The sequence below is a fragment of the Corynebacterium oculi genome, from assembly GCF_001412105.1.
GTDB lineage: Bacteria > Actinomycetota > Actinomycetes > Mycobacteriales > Mycobacteriaceae > Corynebacterium > Corynebacterium oculi.
Genome location: NZ_LKST01000003.1, coordinates 457925 through 474106, shown reverse-complemented (window position 1 = coordinate 474106; position 16182 = coordinate 457925). Strand labels below are relative to the sequence as shown.

The following is a 16182-nucleotide window of genomic DNA, read 5'->3' as shown; positions in this document are numbered from 1 at the left end:
TCACACAACACCCACCACAACACCCAACCAAACGAAGAACCACCAACACTAGTGATCCCCCAGGGCCGTTGCGGCGACCCCCCATAACCTACACACCCCCCACCCAACACACAAACAACCAGGTCAAAGGCCCCTTGCGCCGCCTTGTGGAGACATCACGTACACATCGGCTCGCGGTACCGCCCGAACGATCTGCCGTGAGACGGCCTCCACATCCGCGCACAGCGCCACGATGCTGCCGCCGAAACCGCCCCCGGTCATGCGTGCTCCCATTGCCCCGGCGTCCCGCGCAGCAAGCACCGCCGCCTCCAGTTCCGGGGTAACCACCTCGTAGTCATCGCGGAGGGAATCGTGGCTGGCGTTCATCAACGCGCCGAACCCCTCCGCGTCGCGGGCTCGAAGCGCCTCAACGGCCCGCCGAGTCCGCCGGGTCTCGGTGACCACGTGCCGGACACGCCGCCGCACCAACTCGGGATCGCGCCCCTCCGCTCGGGCCCATTCCACAGCTGCCGCGATGTCCCCCTCCTCGCGGAAGGTGCAGCGAAGGTCCTCCGAGAGGGCGTCGATAAGCCCACGGCGGGAGCCATAGTCTCCGGTGGCATGGGAGTGCGCCGCGTTGGTGTTAGCCACGAGGAACCGGAAGTCGCAGGGTACCTGCTCCGCGGTATCGTTCAGGAAGTCCAGCGCGAGGGCGTGATCGGCCTGGGCGTAGAGACAGGCGCGCTGGTCAAGCCCGCCGGTATTGGCCCCCACCACCTCGTTTTCGGCCCGCATGGCCGCGGCCGCTAGGTCGGCCTTGAGGCCATAGAGATCCCTGGCTGCCACCGCCACGGCGCATTCCAGGGCGGCGGAGCTAGAGAGCCCGGAGCCAAGCGGAACATCGGAGACCACCGCGAGATTCATGCCGGAAGTGCCAAGGGCCCAGAGCGTTCCGGCCAGGTAGCCTCGCCAATCGCCCAGGCCGGAGACGTCGCCAAGGTCCGCCTCCCCCACCCAGCGGCGTCCCGTGGGATCAAGGGAGATCATGCGCACCCGCCGATCTGGCCGGGGGCTGGCCGCCACCGCCGTGCCCATCGTAGTGGCCGCCGGGAGGCACAGGCCAAAGGCGTAATCCACGTGATCCCCGATGAGGTTCACCCGCCCCGGGGAAAACCACGCTCCCGTCGGGGTTTCCCCGTAGTGCAGGCGATAGAGATCGGCCGCGTCCCTGCCCAGTTTCTCCGGGCCACGTACTCTCATCGCCATACCTGCCGCATCCTCTCCGCTATTACTTCCGGGGTGGTGTCATTGATCCAAGCCCCCATGCCCGATTCCGATCCCGCGAGGTATTTCATGCGATGCGGGGAGCGCATGAGGGAAAACAATTGGAGGTGCAGCCTGCCCGCCTCGGGCTGGCCCACCGGCGCCTGGTTCCAGGCCGCGATGTAGGGGGTACGCTCCACTCCCTCAAAAAAGCGATCCACCGCGGGAAAAAGACCATGCAAGATACCGGCTAGTTCCTCCCTTTCCGCCGCGGAGAGGGCGGGAAAATCCGGCACCGGCCTGCGCGGCATCACCATGATTTCCACCGGCCACTTTGCCGCCACGGGCGTGTACACCAGGAATCCGGGGGTGCTCAGAATAACGCGGTCACGGGCGCGCAATTCCGCCTCAATCACCTCATCAAAGAGGTTTGCCTTGCCCCGCACCTGTTCCGCAATCGCCGCCATGCGCGGGGGAACAAAGGGGTATGAATATATCTGCCCGTGCGGATGGGAAAGGGTCACCCCAATTTCCTCACCCCGATTCTCAAAGGGGAAAACCGCCCGGATTCCCTCGATTCGGGAAAGTTCCTCCGTGCGGTGCGCCCAGACCTCGATGAGCGCACGCTTGCGCTCTAGCGGGAGGTCGGCAAAGGAGCCCTGCGGCTCCGGGGTAAAACACACCACCTCGCAGCGGCCCAGGGCCGGGTGAGCCGTTCCGTCGCCCCGCTGGGAACCATGCAGCGTGAGCGAGGGGAAGCGGTTTTCAAAGACCACCACCTGATAGTCGGCCTCGGGAATCTCGCTGGGATACCCGCCCGGCAGGGTGGGTGCCAGGGGGTCCTCGTGTGCCGGAGGCAGAAACGTGCGGTGTTGGCGGTGCGCGGCAAAAAGCGTCCACTGGCCAGTGAGCGGATCGCGGCGCATGGTGGACTCCGTGTGCACCCCGGGCAGGGCGCGCTCGTCCGTAGCCGTCCTCGGCGGGCTATCCGGGGTGTCAAAGTAGAGGATCTCGCGCCCGTCGGAAAGCCGTGAGCGGGTCAGCCTAAGCATCGTCGGCCTCCACCCTGATGGGCCTGAGCCTGGCCCAGGCGAAGAAGATCACGGCAACACCCACCATCGCCAGGCCCGTCCATAGGTTATCGGTGGCCTGCTTGGGTGCCATATCCTCCGGGTTCACCCCCGGATCGAGCAGGAAGGAACACAGGCACAGGACGATCCCGTAGAGGCCGATCAGCGCCCCGATAATGTTGCGAATATCGAAGGTAGACACATGCTCTCCTTAGAGGAAGATGAGGTTGAGGGCGGTGACCAGAACCAGGCATAGCACGCCCAACGGAACGGTGCGCCGGTACCAGGGCAGGGCGGCCTCGGCGGCGTCGGAAAGCTGCTCGCGCGGGGTCACCGAGCGCACGAAGCCCACCAGCTCGTGATCCGGCTTGGGCTTGGTCACCAGCGTCACCGCCACGGAGACCACGATGTCCACCACGAAGCCTAGCGACGCCGCCACGAAGGCCGTGCCCTGGCCCGGCAGGGACACCACGGGATCATCGCCTAGGGAAAGCCCCCAGAAGGCCACCGCCGAGGCGGTGCCCGCCACCAAACCCGCCCAGCCCGCGTGCGGGGTCATGCGCTTCCACAACATGCCCAGAATGAAGGTGGCAAAGAGCGGGGCGTTGAAAAACCCAAAGAGCGTTTGGAGATAATCCATGATATTGCCAAAGTTCGCGGCCAAAAGCGCGGTGAAAACCGCAATGATGGTGGCAAAAACCGTGGCTATGCGGCCAAACTTGAGGTAGTAATCATCCTCGCGATCCTTGACCACATACGTTTGCCAGAGATCGTAACTCACCACGGTGTTAAAGGAGGAGATATTGGCCGCCATGCCGGCCATGAAGGCCGCCAGCAGGCCCGCGATCCCCACGCCGAGCAACCCGTTGGGCAGCAGATCCCGCATGAGGTACAGCACCGCCTCATTCGGCGCGGCGCTTCCCTCCGCGATCGGGGTAACGATGGTGCCCGCGATCATGCCCGGAATGACCACGAGGAAGGGGATGAACATCTTAGGAAAGGCGCCGATGATCGGGGTCTTGCGCGCCGCGGATAAGGAATCCGAGGCCATGGCCCGCTGTACCTCCACGAAGTTGGTGGTCCAGTAGCCGAAGGAGAGCACGAAGCCCAGGCCAAAGACGATGCCGATCACTGACCACACCGGGTGCTCAAAGCCCGAGAGTTCCGTTCCCGGCCAGGTGGAAAAGTGGCTGGCCTCCCCCACCCGCTCCTTGAGGCCCTCCCAGCCGCCCACGTGCCGCAGGCCGATCACCGTCAGCGGCGCAAGCCCGGCGACGATGACAAAGAATTGCAGCACCTCATTGTAAATGACGGCGGAAAGTCCGCCCAGGGTGATATAGGAGAGCACGATGACCGCCGCGATGAGCAGCGTGGCCCAGCGCGGCCACCCCAACAGCGCCTCCACCACCGTGGCCAGCAGGATCAGGTTCACCCCGGCGATGAGCAACTGCGCAATGGCGAAGGAAAGCGCGTTCACCAGGTGCGCCCCGGGGCCAAAGCGCCGCCGCATAAACTCCGACACGGAGCGCACCTTTGAGCCGTAATAAAACGGCATCATCACGATGCCCAAGAAGACCATCGCCGGCACCGCGCCGATCCAGAAATAGTGCATGGTCTGCATGCCGTATTCCACGCCATTAGCGGACATGCCGATGATCTCCACCGCGCCGAGGTTGGCCGCCACGAAGGCCAGTCCGGTAACCCAGGAGGGCAGCCCCCTGCCGGAGAGGAAAAAGTCGATGGAGGAGGAAACGCGGCGCTTGGCCGCCCATCCGATTCCCAGGACAAAGACGAAATAGAGGGCCACCAGGGAGTAATCCACCCAGGTGGCGTCAAGCCTTAGAGTGTTCACGCATCTTCCTTCACGTCTGCGACGGCATAATCCGCGCTCAGAGTCTCGCCCGGACCCAGCACGCTCAGATCCACGTGGCTATTGAGCGCATCGGGCGGGGCCGTCATGGGTTCCACCGCCAGCCAGCGCTGCGGTGAGGTATAAAGCTGCATCCATCGCTGGGAGGTACGCAGCAGCACCCCCTCCCCCGAGGAATGCACCAGACGCACCTCGGGGGAGGTATCCCGGTGATACAGCAGATCATCGTAGTGTCTCCCCCGCATAACGACGCTACGCCCAGGCCCGGGCTCCAGGTGCCCCCGGGGAATCATCCGGGCATCGAGGGGAAGCCTCCGCGTCTCCCCGAGGTGCAACACGCACTCGTCTAAAGGCCAACCCTGCGGATCGAGGTACGGATGTGCGCCAAGCGCGCAGGGGGCGGGCCGATCGGAGAGATTGCGCGCACCGATCTCCGCCTGCACGCCCCACGGCCGCACCCTGTAGGTCACCCCCACCTCTATCGCCCAGGGCCAACCCGCGCGCGGCCCCAGCACCGCGCGCAGGCGCGCGACCTCCTCGGTGGCCACGAGGTCAAAAAGGGTGCCGGGGCTCAACCCGTGGAGGGCATGGCCGCGCTCCGGCTCGGTGACCTCCAGGCGGTGTACCTCCCCGCCAAAGGTAAAGGCCGCCCCCGCCACCCGATTCGGCCACGGGGCCAGCGTGATATTCGTGGCCTCAGGGGGATGCTCACCCGCGGGAAAACCGCGCAGCAACGGCCGTCCCGCTCGGTGCAAAGAGCGTATCGACGCCCCCGAGGCGGAGATCACTGCCTCCGTCTCCCCACAACGCAGCCGAACCTCCGGGATTCTCACCCTCGGAGAACTCCGGCAAAGTTCTTCTTGCCCCGGCGCAGCACCAGCCACGCCCCGTGCAAGAAGTCCCGTTCCTCGGGCTCCCAGTCCTCGGCCGCAACGCGGGTGTTGTTGACGTACACCCCGCCCTCCTTGATCGCGCGGCGCGCCGCCCCCTTGGAATCCACCAGGCCGGTGCCCACCAGGAGATCCAGGATACCGCGCGGCGAATCCTGCTCTAACGAGAGCACCTGCGTCTCCGAAACCGCCGAGGCCAGCGTGGCCTCGTCCAGATCCGCGAGATCGGCGCGGCCAAAGAGCGCCTGAGAAGCCAGCTCCACGGAGGCGGTGGCCCGCTCCCCGTGCACCAGGGTGGTCATCTCCCTCGCCAGGGTGCGCTGGGCCTCCCTGGCGTGCGGGCGCTCGGCCACCTCCTGTTCCAGGCGGTCTAACTCCTCCTTGTCTAGGAAGGTGAACCAGCGCAGGTAACGCATCACGTCCGCATCGGCGGCGTTGATGAAGTACTGGTACCAGGTGTAGGGGCTGGTCATCTCCGGGTCGAGCCACAGGCTACCGCCGCCGGTGGACTTGCCAAACTTCTTGCCCTCGGAGTCCGTGACCAGGGGCACCGTGAGGGCGTGCACCTGGTCCCCGCTCACGCGACGCACCAGATCCACCCCGGCCACCAGGTTGCCCCACTGATCTCCGCCGCCCACCTGGAGATTCACCCCCCGGGTGGCGTGCAGCTGCACATAATCATGGGCCTGGAGGAGCATGTAGGAAAACTCGGTGTAGGAGATGCCGTCATTATCCAGGCGGCGCTTCACCGTATCGCGCGCCAGCATGGTGTTGAGGGAAAAGTGCTTGCCCACGTCGCGGAGGAAGGAAATGGCGGTCATCTCCCTCGTCCACTCGTTGTTGTTCACCAGCTGCGCGGAGTGCTCGCCCTCGAAGGTGACAAAGCGGCGCAGCTGCCCGGAAATGCGCTCGGCCCAGTCGGAGACCGTATCCGCATCGTTCATGGAGCGCTCTCCCACGTCGCGGGGATCGCCAATCATGCCGGTGGCTCCGCCCGCGAGAACGATGGGATTGTGGCCCGCGCGCTGGAATCGGGCCAACATCAGCAGCGGCACCAAATGCCCCGCGTGCAGGGAGGGGCCGGTGGGATCAAAACCGCAGTAGAGGGTGATGGGCTCCTTCTCCGTGGCGGCGCGCAGTGCCTCAAGATCCGTGGATTGGTTAACCAATCCACGCCACTGCAATTCCTCGATGATGTTCACTGTGCTTGTCCTCCCGGCCACTCCACGGCCTCGTCCGTCAGCAACACTGGTATGCCCTGGTCGATGCGATAGGCGATGCCCAGGCGCTCGTTGACCAGCACCTGTTCCTGTTCACGGTACACCAGCGGCCCCTTGTCCCTGGGGCACACCAAAACGTCCAGCAATTGCGGGTTCAGGCTCATGGCTTCTTACTCTAGCCCTCCGCCCATCTGCGCTGAGCCTCGGCGGTCTCACGCACCCGTTCGCGCTGCTCGGCCACCCGCACCCCGGCGGTGCCGCCACGGGTATCGCGGGAGGCCACGGCGCCGTCGATAGTCAAAACGGCGCGCACCTGCGGGGTCAGGCGCTCGTCCACCCCGGCAAGTTCCGCATCGGTGAGGTCCACCAGGTCCACCCCGCGCGCCTCTGCCAGGCGCACGCATGCGCCCGAGGCCTCGTGGGCCTCGCGGAAGGGCACGCCTTGGCGCACCATCCACTCCGCCAGATCGGTCGCCAGCGTATAACCGCGCGGGGCCAGTTCACGCATGCGCTCCTCGTGGAACACCAGGGTGCGCACCAGGCCGGTCATCGCAGGGAGCAGCAGGCGCAACTGCGCCACCGAGTCAATCACCGGCTCCTTGTCCTCCTGGAGATCCCGATTATAGGCCAGGGGCTGTGCCTTGAGCGTGGCCATGAGCCCAGAGAGGTTACCGATCAGCCTGCCGGTCTTGCCTCGGGTGAGTTCGGGGACGTCCGGGTTCTTCTTCTGCGGCATGATCGAGCTGCCCGTAGACCACGCGTCGTGCAGGGTCACATACCCAAACTCCGGGGTGCACCAGGCAATAATCTCCTCTGCCAGGCGGGACATATCCACCGCGATCTGGGCCAGCACAAAGGCCGCCTCCGAGGCAAAGTCACGCGCGGAGGTGGCATCGAGGGAATTATCCGCCGCGGAATCAAAGCCCAGTTCCTCCGCGATCGCCTCCGGGTCAAGCCGCAGCGAAGAGCCCGCCAGGGCTCCTGACCCATAGGGCGAAACCGCCAGGCGGCGATCCAAATCCTGAATGCGCTGCCCATCGCGCAGCAGGGGGTGCGCGTGCGCCAGGAGTTGATGCGCCAGCAGCACCGGCTGCGCCGCCTGGAAGTGCGTTTTACCCGGCATGATCGCCTGCGGATGCGCCTGGGCCTGCGCCACCAGGGCTTCCACCAGTTCCGTCAAGGATACCGCGATGCCGCGCAGCGCGTCGCGCAGCCACATGCGAAAGAGCGTGGCCACCTGGTCATTGCGGGACCGCCCCGCGCGCAGGCGCCCCCCTAGTTCCGGGCCCACGCGCTCGATCAGGCCGCGCTCCATCGCCCCGTGAACGTCCTCGTCCGTGGGAGCGGGACGAAACTCCCCCGAGGCCACGTCCTCTCCCAGGCGATCCAATCCCGCCAGCATCGCGGCCAGATCCTCGGGGCTCAGCAGGCCCGCGCGGTGCAACACCCTGGCGTGCGCCTTGGAGGCCAGCACGTCATAGGGGGCCAAGACCCAGTCAAAGTGCGTGGACACGCTCAGCGCAAACATCGCCTCCGAGGGGCCACCAGAAAAACGGCCGCCCCACAGAGCGCCCTCGTTGGTACCGTGCTGCTCCATTTACGCCTCCCGGTCCCGCTTGTTGGCCATCTTGGAGGACAGTCCGTGCAGCTGCACGAAGCCCTTGGCCAGCGTCTGATCGAAGGTATCGCCGGTGTCGTAGGTGGCCAGGTTGAAGTCGTAAAGCGAATGCTCGGAGCGCCGCCCGTTCACCGTGACGGTCCCGGCGTGCAGCACCAGGCGAATATCGCCGGTGACGTGCTCCTGGGTGGACTCGATGAAGGCGTCCAGGGAGCGCTTCAGGGGGCTAAACCACAGGCCGTCATAGACTTCCTCCGACCAGCGCGCCTCCACCAGCCGCTTGTAGCGGGCCAACTCGCGCTCCACGGTCACGTCCTCCAGCGCCTCGTGCGCCTTGATGAGCACCGTCGCGCCGGGGGCCTCGTAGACCTCGCGGGACTTGATCCCCACCAGGCGATCCTCCACCATGTCCAGGCGGCCCACACCCTGCGCGCCGGCCCGCCGGTTCAGCTCCTCGATGGCCTCCAGGACGGTGACCGGGCGACCGTCGATCGCCACCGGGGCGCCGCCCTTGAAGGAGACGATCAGCTCATCGGGGGCATTGCCCAGGGCGGGATCCTCCGTGTAGGCATAAAGATCCTTGGTGGGCGGGTTCCACAGATCCTCCAGGAAGCCGGTTTCCACCGCCCGGCCCCACACGTTTTGGTCGATGGAAAACGGCGAGGAGGAGGACTGCTCGATGGGCAGGTTAATCTCCTCGGCGAACTCGATGGCCTTATCCCTGGTCCAGGCGAAGTCCCTCGCCGGAGCCACGATCTCCAGGCTCGGGTCGGTGCTCATAAAGCCCACCTCGAAGCGCACTTGATCGTTGCCCTTGCCCGTGCAGCCGTGCGCCACGTGCGTTCCGCCGTGCGCCTTGGCGGCCTCCACCAGGTGCTTGACAATCAGCGGCCGGGAAAGCGCGGACACCAGCGGGTATTGCTTCATATACAAGGCGTTAGCCTTGACTGCGGGCAGGCAGTACTGCTCCGCAAACTCATCCTTGGCGTCCACCACGATGGACTCCACGGCGCCGCAGTCCAGGGCGCGCTGCCGCACGGATTCCATATCCTCGCCCCCCTGGCCCAGATCCAGGGACACGGCCACGACCTCCCCCTCGATCATCTTGGAAAGGTAAGGAATGGCCACGGAGGTATCCAGGCCGCCGGAATAGGCAAGAACAATACGGTTAGTCATAATATTTTCTCCTTGAAATAGATTTTTATTCGTTAGTCCAGCCCCGCAAAAGGGAGGCCAAATCCGCCCCCGTCATGGGGTCTCGCGCCAGAACAAAAATGGTATCATCGCCGGCGATGCAGCCCACCACCTCCGCCATGCCCACCCGGTCGATGAAGCTGGCGAGGTACTGCGCGGCACCCGGCGGGGTGCGCAGCACGGCAATGTGGGAGGAGGAGTCAACGGAAACCACCAACTCCTCCAACATTCTTCGGAGCTTATCGCGCGGCCCGGATAACGTATCCGGCGCGGAGTTCTCCTCGGACCCAACGGCATAAAAGGGGCGCGAGCCCTCGCGGCGCACCTTGCGCGCTCCCAGCTCGTCGAGATCGCGCGAGAGAGTGGCCTGGGTGGCGTCGATTCCCTCGTCCAGCAGCAGCTCGGAGAGCTGCACCTGGCTGTACACTCGGGTAGCCGCCAAAATATCAAGTATCTTCCCTTGACGTGCGGTGCGGGTGGTCACCTTCATGCTCCTTCCTGCTCCTGGCCGTCCACGCCGCCGAGCGCCACGGCCACGCGGCGCAATGCCTCGTCCATCTCATTGTCCGTAATCACCAGGGGCGGCACCACCCGCAACACCCGATCCGAAGGAGCGTTGAGGATCACACCCGCGCGGAGCCCCTCCGCCACCGCCCGCTCGGCCACCGGGGAGCGCAGCACCACACCCAGCATGAGGCCCCGGCCACGCACGCTCTCCACCTGTGGTAGGGCCGCAAGGCCCTCCCGCAACCGCTCCCCGGCCCGCCGCACCCGGGCGAGGAAATCCGCGTCGATGCTCTCCAGCACCACGCCCGCCGCGGCGCAGGCCACGGGGTTCCCACCAAAGGTGGTGCCGTGATCGCCCAGCCCCAGCAGGTGCGCGGCGGGGCCGTGCGCCAGGCATGCACCGATGGGCAATCCCGCGCCCAGCCCCTTGGCCAGGGTCACCACGTCCGGCACCACCCCCTCGTGCTCGAAGGCAAAGAAATCGCCGGTGCGCCCCACGCCCGTCTGTACCTCGTCAAGCACCAGGAGTATCCCGTACTCATCGCACAGCCCACGCACCGCGCTCAGGAACCCCTCCGGGGCCGGGATCACGCCGGTCTCCCCCTGGATGGGTTCGAGGAAGATCGCCGCCACCTCGTGCGGATCGGTCTCCACCAGGCGGCGCAGGGAGGGTTCGTCCCCATAGGGGAAGAACTCCACCCCGCCGGGCAACGGCTCGAAGGGCGCGCGTTTGGCGGGCTGACCGGTCAAGGAAAGCGCGCCCATCGTGCGGCCATGAAAGCTGTGAACCGCAGCGAGCACCCGACGCCGCCCCGTGCGCCGGGACGACTTCAGCGCCGCCTCGTTCGCCTCCGCGCCGGAGTTGCAGAAGAACACCCGGGCGTCCTCTGCCGGGAAGCGACCACACAGCGCCGCCCCCACCTCCACCACGGGGCGTGACCCCAGGAGGTTCGAGGTATGGGTGTATCGCAGCGCCTGCTCCCCCACGGCCCGGGCCAGCTTCTCGTTGCCATAACCCAGGGAGGCCACCGCGATCCCGGAGAGAAGGTCGATGTAGTCGCGCCCCTCGGCGTCGATAAGCCGCGCGCCGCGGCCCTCCACCACCTCGATGCGCGGGGTGGGATAGGTGCCCATGAGCACCGTGGGCCAGGTGTTTAACGTCTCACTCATTGCTTCCTCCCGGCAGCACCATCGTTCCGATGCCGCCCTCGGTGAGTAGTTCCAGGATGACGGAGTGGCTCAGCCGTCCGTCGATCACGTGCGCCGCCTTCACCCCGGATTCCACCGCGCGCAGGCAGGACTCCATCTTGGGGATCATGCCGCTATCCAGGCCGGGCAGCAGCGCCCGCAACCGATCCGTGGTGATGGTGCTCACCAGCGAGGAACGATCCGGCCACCGCGTGTACAGTCCCTCCACGTTGGTGAGCACGAGCAGGCGCTCCGCGCCGATCGCCGCAGCCAGCGCTCCGGCGGCGGTATCGGCGTTCACGTTATATACCTGCCCGTCCGTCCCCGGCGCGATGGTGGACACCACCGGGATCCGCCCGGCCTCGATCAGATCCATCAGGGCGGTGGCGTCCACGTCCACGATGTCTCCCACCAGGCCGATGTCCGTGGGGCTGCCGTCGATGGTGACCAGCCTGCGCTGGGCGGTAAAGAGGCCAGCATCCTCCCCGGAGGTGCCCACCGCGTAGGGGCCGTGGGAGTTAATCAACCCCACGAGGTCGCGCCCCACCTGCCCAAAGAGCACCATGCGCACCACCTCCATCACCTCCGGGGTGGTCACGCGGAAGCCGCCGCGAAATTCCCCCTCAAGGCCCAGGCGATGCAGCATCGTGGAGATCTGTGGACCGCCGCCATGCACCACCACGGGGCGCGCCCCGATGGTGCGCAGCAGCACCATGTCTGCGGCGAAGGCGGCCTTGAGGCCCTCGTCCACCATCGCGTTGCCGCCGTACTTGACCACCACAATGCGGTCTCGGAAGTGCTGCAACCACGGCAGTGCCTCCGCCAGGACGGCCGCGCGATCCGCCGGGCTGAGCGCGTGAAGTTGTGACATCGCTTCTCTCCTTTTAGGTGGTGTACGCCGAGTTAATTTCCACATAGGCGTGAGAGAGATCGGTGGTGTACACCGTGGCCGCGCCGGTCTTACCCGTGCCGAGGTCGATGTTCACGGCGATGTCCGTGCCGCTGAGGTCCACCTCCCGCGCGCCGGGAACCACCGTGGATTCCGCGCAGACCACGTGATCGTTGAAGCTCACCGCGATGTTCTCCGGGTTCATCTCCACCGGGGCCATGCCCACGGCGGCGAGCACCCGGCCCCAGTTCGGATCGGAGCCGAACATCGCACATTTGACCAGGTTATCGCGCCCCACCGTGCGCGCGGCCAGCAGCGCCTGCTCCCGATTCGCCGCGCCCTGCACCGTGATGCTCACCCGCTTGGTCACGCCCTCGGCGTCCGCCTGCATGGCTTTGGCCAGGTCATCGCAGGCGCGCAGCACCACGGCGTCGAGTTCCTCCTGCGCGGGCTGCACCCCGGATTCTCCGGAGGCCATGAGGATCACCGTGTCGTTGGTGGAGGTAGAGCCGTCGATGTCCAGCACGTCGAAGGTGCGCTCCGTGGCCCGGCGCAGGGCGGCGTCGAGCGCCTGCGGGGTGGCCTGTGCGTCCGTGGTCAGGCACACCAGCATCGTGGCCAGGGAAGGGGCCATCATGCCCACCCCTTTGCCCATGCCGCCGAGCGTGAAACCCGCCCCCGTCACCAGGGTTTCCTTGGGCACGGTGTCCGTGGTCATGATCGCCTCGGCCGCCGCGCTGCCGTGCGGCCCCAGCTTATCGACGAGCCCCCGCACCCCCGCCCGCAGCAGCGGCATGGGCAGCGGCTCTCCGATGAGTCCGGTGGAACAACAGGCCACGGCCTGCGCCTCGGTGTCCAATTCACGCGCTACGGCCCGCTGAATCTCCTGGGCATCGAGGTATCCCTGCTTGCCGGTGCAGGCGTTGGCATTGCCCGCGTTATACACCACGGCGTCGAGGTGCCCATCGGCCACGGCCTTCCGGCTGAGCACCACCGGAGCGGCGCAGATTTTGTTGCGGGTAAATACCGCAGCGGCGCTGCGCTGGCGGCCCGCATTGACCACCAGCGCCATGTCCGGTGTGCCGGAGGGCTTGATCCCGGCCGTGGTGGCCGCCGCCTGGAAGCCCCTGGGGGCAGTAATGCTCATCTTCTTTTCTCTCTATCTTTAGGGGGCCACCGCCGCCGTGGGCAGGCCATCCGTTTCTTCCCACCCCAGGGCCAGGTTCATGCACTGCACCGCGCCGCCGGCCGTGCCCTTGGTGAGGTTGTCAATGGCTCCCGTGACCAGCAGGGTGCCGGCATCCTCGTTGAGTTCCACCGCCAGGTGGCACATGTTGGTGCCCTGAACGTTCTTGGTATTGGGCAGTTCTACCTGGGGAAGCAGGCGAACGAAGGGTTCGTCCCGATAAAACTCCGCGTACACCTCGCGCGGGTCCCCGCTTCCCCGCCACGGCGCGACCGCCGTGCTGAGGATTCCCCGTGTCATGGGGGCCAGCACCGGGGTAAAGGAGAGGCTCAACGGCTTATTCGAGAACGCCTGAAGATTCTGCACGATCTCCGGGGTATGCCGGTGCTTGCCCGCGGTGTTATAGGGGCGCACCGCGCCCATTGTCTCCGCGCCCAACAGCGCCATGGTAGCCTTCTTGCCGGCACCGGAGACCCCGGTGATGGAGGTCAGGGCGATCTCCGTACCGATCAGCCCCGCCGCCACGGCGGGCAGGAGGGCCAGGGTGGCCCCGGTGGGGAAGCAACCGGGCACCGCTATCCGACGCGCCCCGCGCAACGCCTCCCGCTGTCCGGGCAGCTCCGGCAACCCATAGGGCCAGGTACCGGCGTGGTCGGAGCCGTAGTAGCGCTCCCACTGCCCGGCGTCCTTGAGGCGGAAGTCCGCCGCGCAGTCGATCACCAGGGCCTCCGGGGAAAGGCGCTCCGCCAACTCCGCGGAGTGTCCGTGCGGGAGGCAGAGGAAAACCACATCGTGCCCGCCGAGGGTTTCCGGGGTGGTTTCCTGGATCACTCGATCCGCCAACTCCGGGGCAAAGGGGAAGGCGTTGCGGCTACCCGCCGAGGAGTTCCCGGTGATCGCCCCGATGATGAGGTGACCCGCCTTGTATGCGGGATGCCCAAGGAGAAGGCGGAGGAGTTCACCGCCGGCATATCCGGTGGCCCCGGCGATGGCTACTGTGATCGGCATAACGATCACAGTAGCATATATACAATTTAGTGCAAATTATTCATTCAGGATTCGGTTAAGAGCCCGCCGCAGCGTGGCCCGCACCTGCGCCGAGGTCAAGGAACCATGGGGAGTTACTGCATCGAGCGTCAGCCCACCGATAAGAGCCGATACCTCCCCCGCCGCAGCGCGAGGCTCTACCACCCCTAACTCGGTAAACGCCTCCTCCAGGACCACCACAAGATCCCGATACATCTCCGCCGCGACGGGAGCAAAAACCGGGTTCACCCTTGAGGCCCGAATGAACTCCACCACCACAATGGCCTCTGCATGCCGCACATCGTCCACCGGTAGTACCTGCTCCACCAGGGCTTGCATAGCATTAACCGCCTCCTCGCCCCTAAGACCCCGCAACCGGTCCATCGGGTGAAGAGCAAGACGATGGCCCATGCGGTCTCCCGCCTCCCGCACCGCTGCTGCCAATAGCTCCTCATGCCCATCGAAGAAGTGCCGCACCGATCCGATATTAAGATCCGCCTCCGCGGCCACTTTGCGCAGCGTAATCCCCTCCACCCCCTCGGCCACTACCTGTCGAAAGGCCGCTTCTATCACGAGGCGACGGCGCTCCTCCGCATTAATACGTGCAGGCATAACTCCTCATTCCCATATCGGCCTATCGCTTTCCATTACCGATCCGTCCCGCGAAAATATCAGAAACCGATCAAAGTCTCTGGTAAACCATCGGTCATGCGTTACCGCAAGCACCGTTCCAGCAAAAGCACGCAGGCCCTCCTGAAGAGCCTCTGCCGATTCCAGGTCCAGATTATCCGTGGGCTCATCGAGCAAGAGCATGGTGGCCCCCTCCAATTCCACGAGCAGGATCTGAAAGCGTGCCTTTTGCCCACCGGAGAGATCCTCAAAGTTCTGCTCCGCCGACCGCGCCAAACCATAACGCGCGAGCGCACCGGTGGCCTCCTGCCTCGGCATTCCCTCGCGCCTCCCCTCACCGCGATGCAAAATATCCAGGAGCGTGCGCCCTGCCAACTCCGGGCGACCCTGCTTTTGAGCGAAATAACCGGGATAGACCCGAGAGCCACCAACCACCTTCCCCTTGTAGCGCACCGGATTATCCTCGCCGCCATTTCCTCCTACCTGGGAAGCCAACAGGCGCAGAAAAAGAGACTTCCCCTCCCCATTGGGCCCCAACACGCCTATCCGATCCCCGTAGCGCACCTCGTAATTAAAGGGAAGGGTCAGGCCCGGTAACGCAAATTCCTCACACACCAGGACTTTCTTCCCCGTACGGCCTCCGCGAAGCCTCATCTCTACCTTCTCTTGACGCGGGCGCTTCTCTGGGGCTCCAGTCAACTCGAATCTCTTAAGCCGCGTCTGCGCCGCCCGATACCGCGAAGCCATATCCGAGTTATAGGCCGCCTTATTCTTATACGTGCGCACCATCTCGCGTAAGTGTGCGCGATCCTCCTCCCACCTACGCCTCAGTTCATCCTGCCGGGACAGGCGCTCCTCCCTCGCCGCACGATAGCTATCAAAACCTCCGGAATGCACCCAACAGGTATTTCCCCGCTCGCTCAGCTCCCGAGTCACCACGGCAGTCGCGGTGTGGGACAGAAACTCCCGATCATGGCTGACATACAGCACCAGCTTATCCGTCTCCCGCAGCATGTTTTCCAGCCAGTATTTACCCGGGATATCGAGGAAATTATCCGGTTCATCAAGAAGGAGAATATCATCCTTCCCATAAAAAAGGGACGTGAGGATCAGGCGCTTCTGTTCACCGCCGGAGAGGGTACGAATAGGGCGATCCCAACATTCCGTCAAAGGTACCCCCAGGGCTTCGGTGGCGCAGAAATCCCACAGCACCTCTGCGTCATACCCGCCCACGCCACCCCACCTCCCCCACGCCTCGGCATATCGACAGGCGGCCCGATCACCCCCTTCCACCAGGGCCCCCTCCGCCGCACGCACCTCCTTCGCCGCCGAGCGCACGGGGCGGGGTGCCACGGAGAGTAAGACATCGCGCACGGTGCCCCCTTCAAAGAATTGCGGCATGACCCCCACGGAACCCGAACGAGAAATGGCACCACTCCTCCCCATTATTTCTCCGGAGATCATCTTCAATAATGTCGTCTTTCCCGCCCCGTTACGCCCAATGAGCGCCACCTTATCCCCCCGCGTTGCTTGAAACGATATACCACGCAATAGTGGCCGGCCATCAGGCAAGGAATAGCCGAGTGAATGCACCGAGAAAAGTCCCATTCCACTATATTATCACGGGTGTGATAATAATGCTGAGAGAAAAC

At 65.2% G+C, this 16182-nt stretch carries 16 protein-coding genes; all 16 read right to left on the bottom strand.

Going from position 1 to position 16182, the window contains the following annotated elements:
- Positions 1-123: 123 nt before the first annotated feature.
- Genes galK through Cocul_RS09625 form a run of 16 tightly spaced genes read right to left on the bottom strand, consistent with a single transcriptional unit; the run spans position 124 to position 16138 of the window.
- Positions 124-1245: a galactokinase gene (gene galK / locus Cocul_RS09700; protein WP_245622195.1), complete on the bottom strand. Its 1122-nt coding sequence runs from the start codon at positions 1243-1245 to the stop codon at positions 124-126.
- The gene (gene galT / locus Cocul_RS09695) at positions 1236-2294 is read right to left on the bottom strand and encodes a galactose-1-phosphate uridylyltransferase (protein ID WP_055123059.1); all 1059 of its coding nucleotides are present in this window, start codon (positions 2292-2294) and stop codon (positions 1236-1238) included. The genes galK and galT overlap by 10 nt, the downstream gene beginning before the upstream one ends.
- Entirely contained in the window at positions 2287-2514 is a 228-nt protein-coding gene (locus Cocul_RS09690; RefSeq protein ID WP_055123058.1) for a hypothetical protein, read from the bottom strand. Before Cocul_RS09690 ends, galT begins: the two co-directional genes overlap by 8 nt.
- 9 nt (positions 2515-2523) lie before the next feature.
- The gene (locus Cocul_RS09685) at positions 2524-4164 is read right to left on the bottom strand and encodes a sodium:solute symporter family protein (RefSeq protein ID WP_055123057.1); all 1641 of its coding nucleotides are present in this window, start codon (positions 4162-4164) and stop codon (positions 2524-2526) included.
- On the bottom strand, positions 4161-5015 hold the full coding sequence (locus Cocul_RS12510) for an aldose epimerase family protein (RefSeq protein ID WP_160318511.1): 855 nt from the start codon (positions 5013-5015) through the stop codon (positions 4161-4163). The genes Cocul_RS09685 and Cocul_RS12510 overlap by 4 nt, the downstream gene beginning before the upstream one ends.
- The gene (tyrS, locus tag Cocul_RS09675; RefSeq protein ID WP_055123055.1) at positions 5012-6274 is read right to left on the bottom strand and encodes a tyrosine--tRNA ligase; all 1263 of its coding nucleotides are present in this window, start codon (positions 6272-6274) and stop codon (positions 5012-5014) included. The genes Cocul_RS12510 and tyrS overlap by 4 nt, the downstream gene beginning before the upstream one ends.
- On the bottom strand, positions 6271-6456 hold the full coding sequence (locus Cocul_RS09670; protein ID WP_055123054.1) for a Trm112 family protein: 186 nt from the start codon (positions 6454-6456) through the stop codon (positions 6271-6273). The genes tyrS and Cocul_RS09670 overlap by 4 nt, the downstream gene beginning before the upstream one ends.
- Positions 6457-6467: 11 nt before the next feature.
- Positions 6468-7889, bottom strand: a complete 1422-nt coding sequence (gene argH / locus Cocul_RS09665; protein WP_055123053.1) for an argininosuccinate lyase — start codon at positions 7887-7889, stop codon at positions 6468-6470.
- Positions 7890-9086 (bottom strand): argininosuccinate synthase, encoded by a 1197-nt coding sequence (locus Cocul_RS09660; RefSeq protein ID WP_055123052.1) that lies wholly within the window; start codon positions 9084-9086, stop codon positions 7890-7892.
- Positions 9087-9111: 25 nt separating this feature from the next.
- Positions 9112-9594 carry an arginine repressor gene (locus Cocul_RS09655; RefSeq protein ID WP_055123051.1) on the bottom strand — a complete coding sequence of 161 codons (483 nt, stop codon included), beginning with the start codon at positions 9592-9594 and terminating at the stop codon, positions 9112-9114.
- The gene (locus Cocul_RS09650; protein WP_055123050.1) at positions 9591-10781 is read right to left on the bottom strand and encodes an acetylornithine transaminase; all 1191 of its coding nucleotides are present in this window, start codon (positions 10779-10781) and stop codon (positions 9591-9593) included. Before Cocul_RS09650 ends, Cocul_RS09655 begins: the two co-directional genes overlap by 4 nt.
- Complete coding sequence (gene argB / locus Cocul_RS09645) at positions 10774-11670, bottom strand: acetylglutamate kinase (protein WP_055123049.1); 897 nt, start codon at positions 11668-11670, stop codon at positions 10774-10776. Before argB ends, Cocul_RS09650 begins: the two co-directional genes overlap by 8 nt.
- Before the next feature lie 13 nt (positions 11671-11683).
- Positions 11684-12835, bottom strand: a complete 1152-nt coding sequence (gene argJ / locus Cocul_RS09640; protein WP_055123048.1) for a bifunctional glutamate N-acetyltransferase/amino-acid acetyltransferase ArgJ — start codon at positions 12833-12835, stop codon at positions 11684-11686.
- A gap of 18 nt (positions 12836-12853) precedes the next feature.
- On the bottom strand, positions 12854-13882 hold the full coding sequence (argC, locus tag Cocul_RS09635) for an N-acetyl-gamma-glutamyl-phosphate reductase (protein WP_055123102.1): 1029 nt from the start codon (positions 13880-13882) through the stop codon (positions 12854-12856).
- 36 nt (positions 13883-13918) lie between these two features.
- Positions 13919-14512, bottom strand: coding sequence for a TetR/AcrR family transcriptional regulator (locus tag Cocul_RS09630; protein ID WP_055123047.1), 594 nt, complete (start codon positions 14510-14512; stop codon positions 13919-13921).
- A 6-nt stretch (positions 14513-14518) separates the two neighbouring features.
- Positions 14519-16138, bottom strand: a complete 1620-nt coding sequence (locus Cocul_RS09625; RefSeq protein WP_055123046.1) for an ABC-F family ATP-binding cassette domain-containing protein — start codon at positions 16136-16138, stop codon at positions 14519-14521.
- Positions 16139-16182: the final 44 nt, after the last annotated feature.

Excerpts from the sequence above, each read along its gene's own strand:
- galK (WP_245622195.1), bottom strand. The coding sequence starts at position 1,245 with ATGGCGATGAGAGTACGTGGCCCGGAGAAACTGGGCAGGGACGCGGCC.
- galT (WP_055123059.1), bottom strand. The coding sequence starts at position 2,294 with ATGCTTAGGCTGACCCGCTCACGGCTTTCCGACGGGCGCGAGATCCTC.
- Cocul_RS09670 (WP_055123054.1), bottom strand. The coding sequence starts at position 6,456 with ATGAGCCTGAACCCGCAATTGCTGGACGTTTTGGTGTGCCCCAGGGAC.
- argH (WP_055123053.1), bottom strand. The coding sequence starts at position 7,889 with ATGGAGCAGCACGGTACCAACGAGGGCGCTCTGTGGGGCGGCCGTTTT.
- Cocul_RS09660 (WP_055123052.1), bottom strand. The coding sequence starts at position 9,086 with ATGACTAACCGTATTGTTCTTGCCTATTCCGGCGGCCTGGATACCTCC.
- Cocul_RS09655 (WP_055123051.1), bottom strand. The coding sequence starts at position 9,594 with ATGAAGGTGACCACCCGCACCGCACGTCAAGGGAAGATACTTGATATT.
- Cocul_RS09650 (WP_055123050.1), bottom strand. The coding sequence starts at position 10,781 with ATGAGTGAGACGTTAAACACCTGGCCCACGGTGCTCATGGGCACCTAT.
- argB (WP_055123049.1), bottom strand. The coding sequence starts at position 11,670 with ATGTCACAACTTCACGCGCTCAGCCCGGCGGATCGCGCGGCCGTCCTG.
- argJ (WP_055123048.1), bottom strand. The coding sequence starts at position 12,835 with ATGAGCATTACTGCCCCCAGGGGCTTCCAGGCGGCGGCCACCACGGCC.
- argC (WP_055123102.1), bottom strand. The coding sequence starts at position 13,882 with ATGCCGATCACAGTAGCCATCGCCGGGGCCACCGGATATGCCGGCGGT.
- Cocul_RS09630 (WP_055123047.1), bottom strand. The coding sequence starts at position 14,512 with ATGCCTGCACGTATTAATGCGGAGGAGCGCCGTCGCCTCGTGATAGAA.
- Cocul_RS09625 (WP_055123046.1), bottom strand. The coding sequence starts at position 16,138 with ATGGGACTTTTCTCGGTGCATTCACTCGGCTATTCCTTGCCTGATGGC.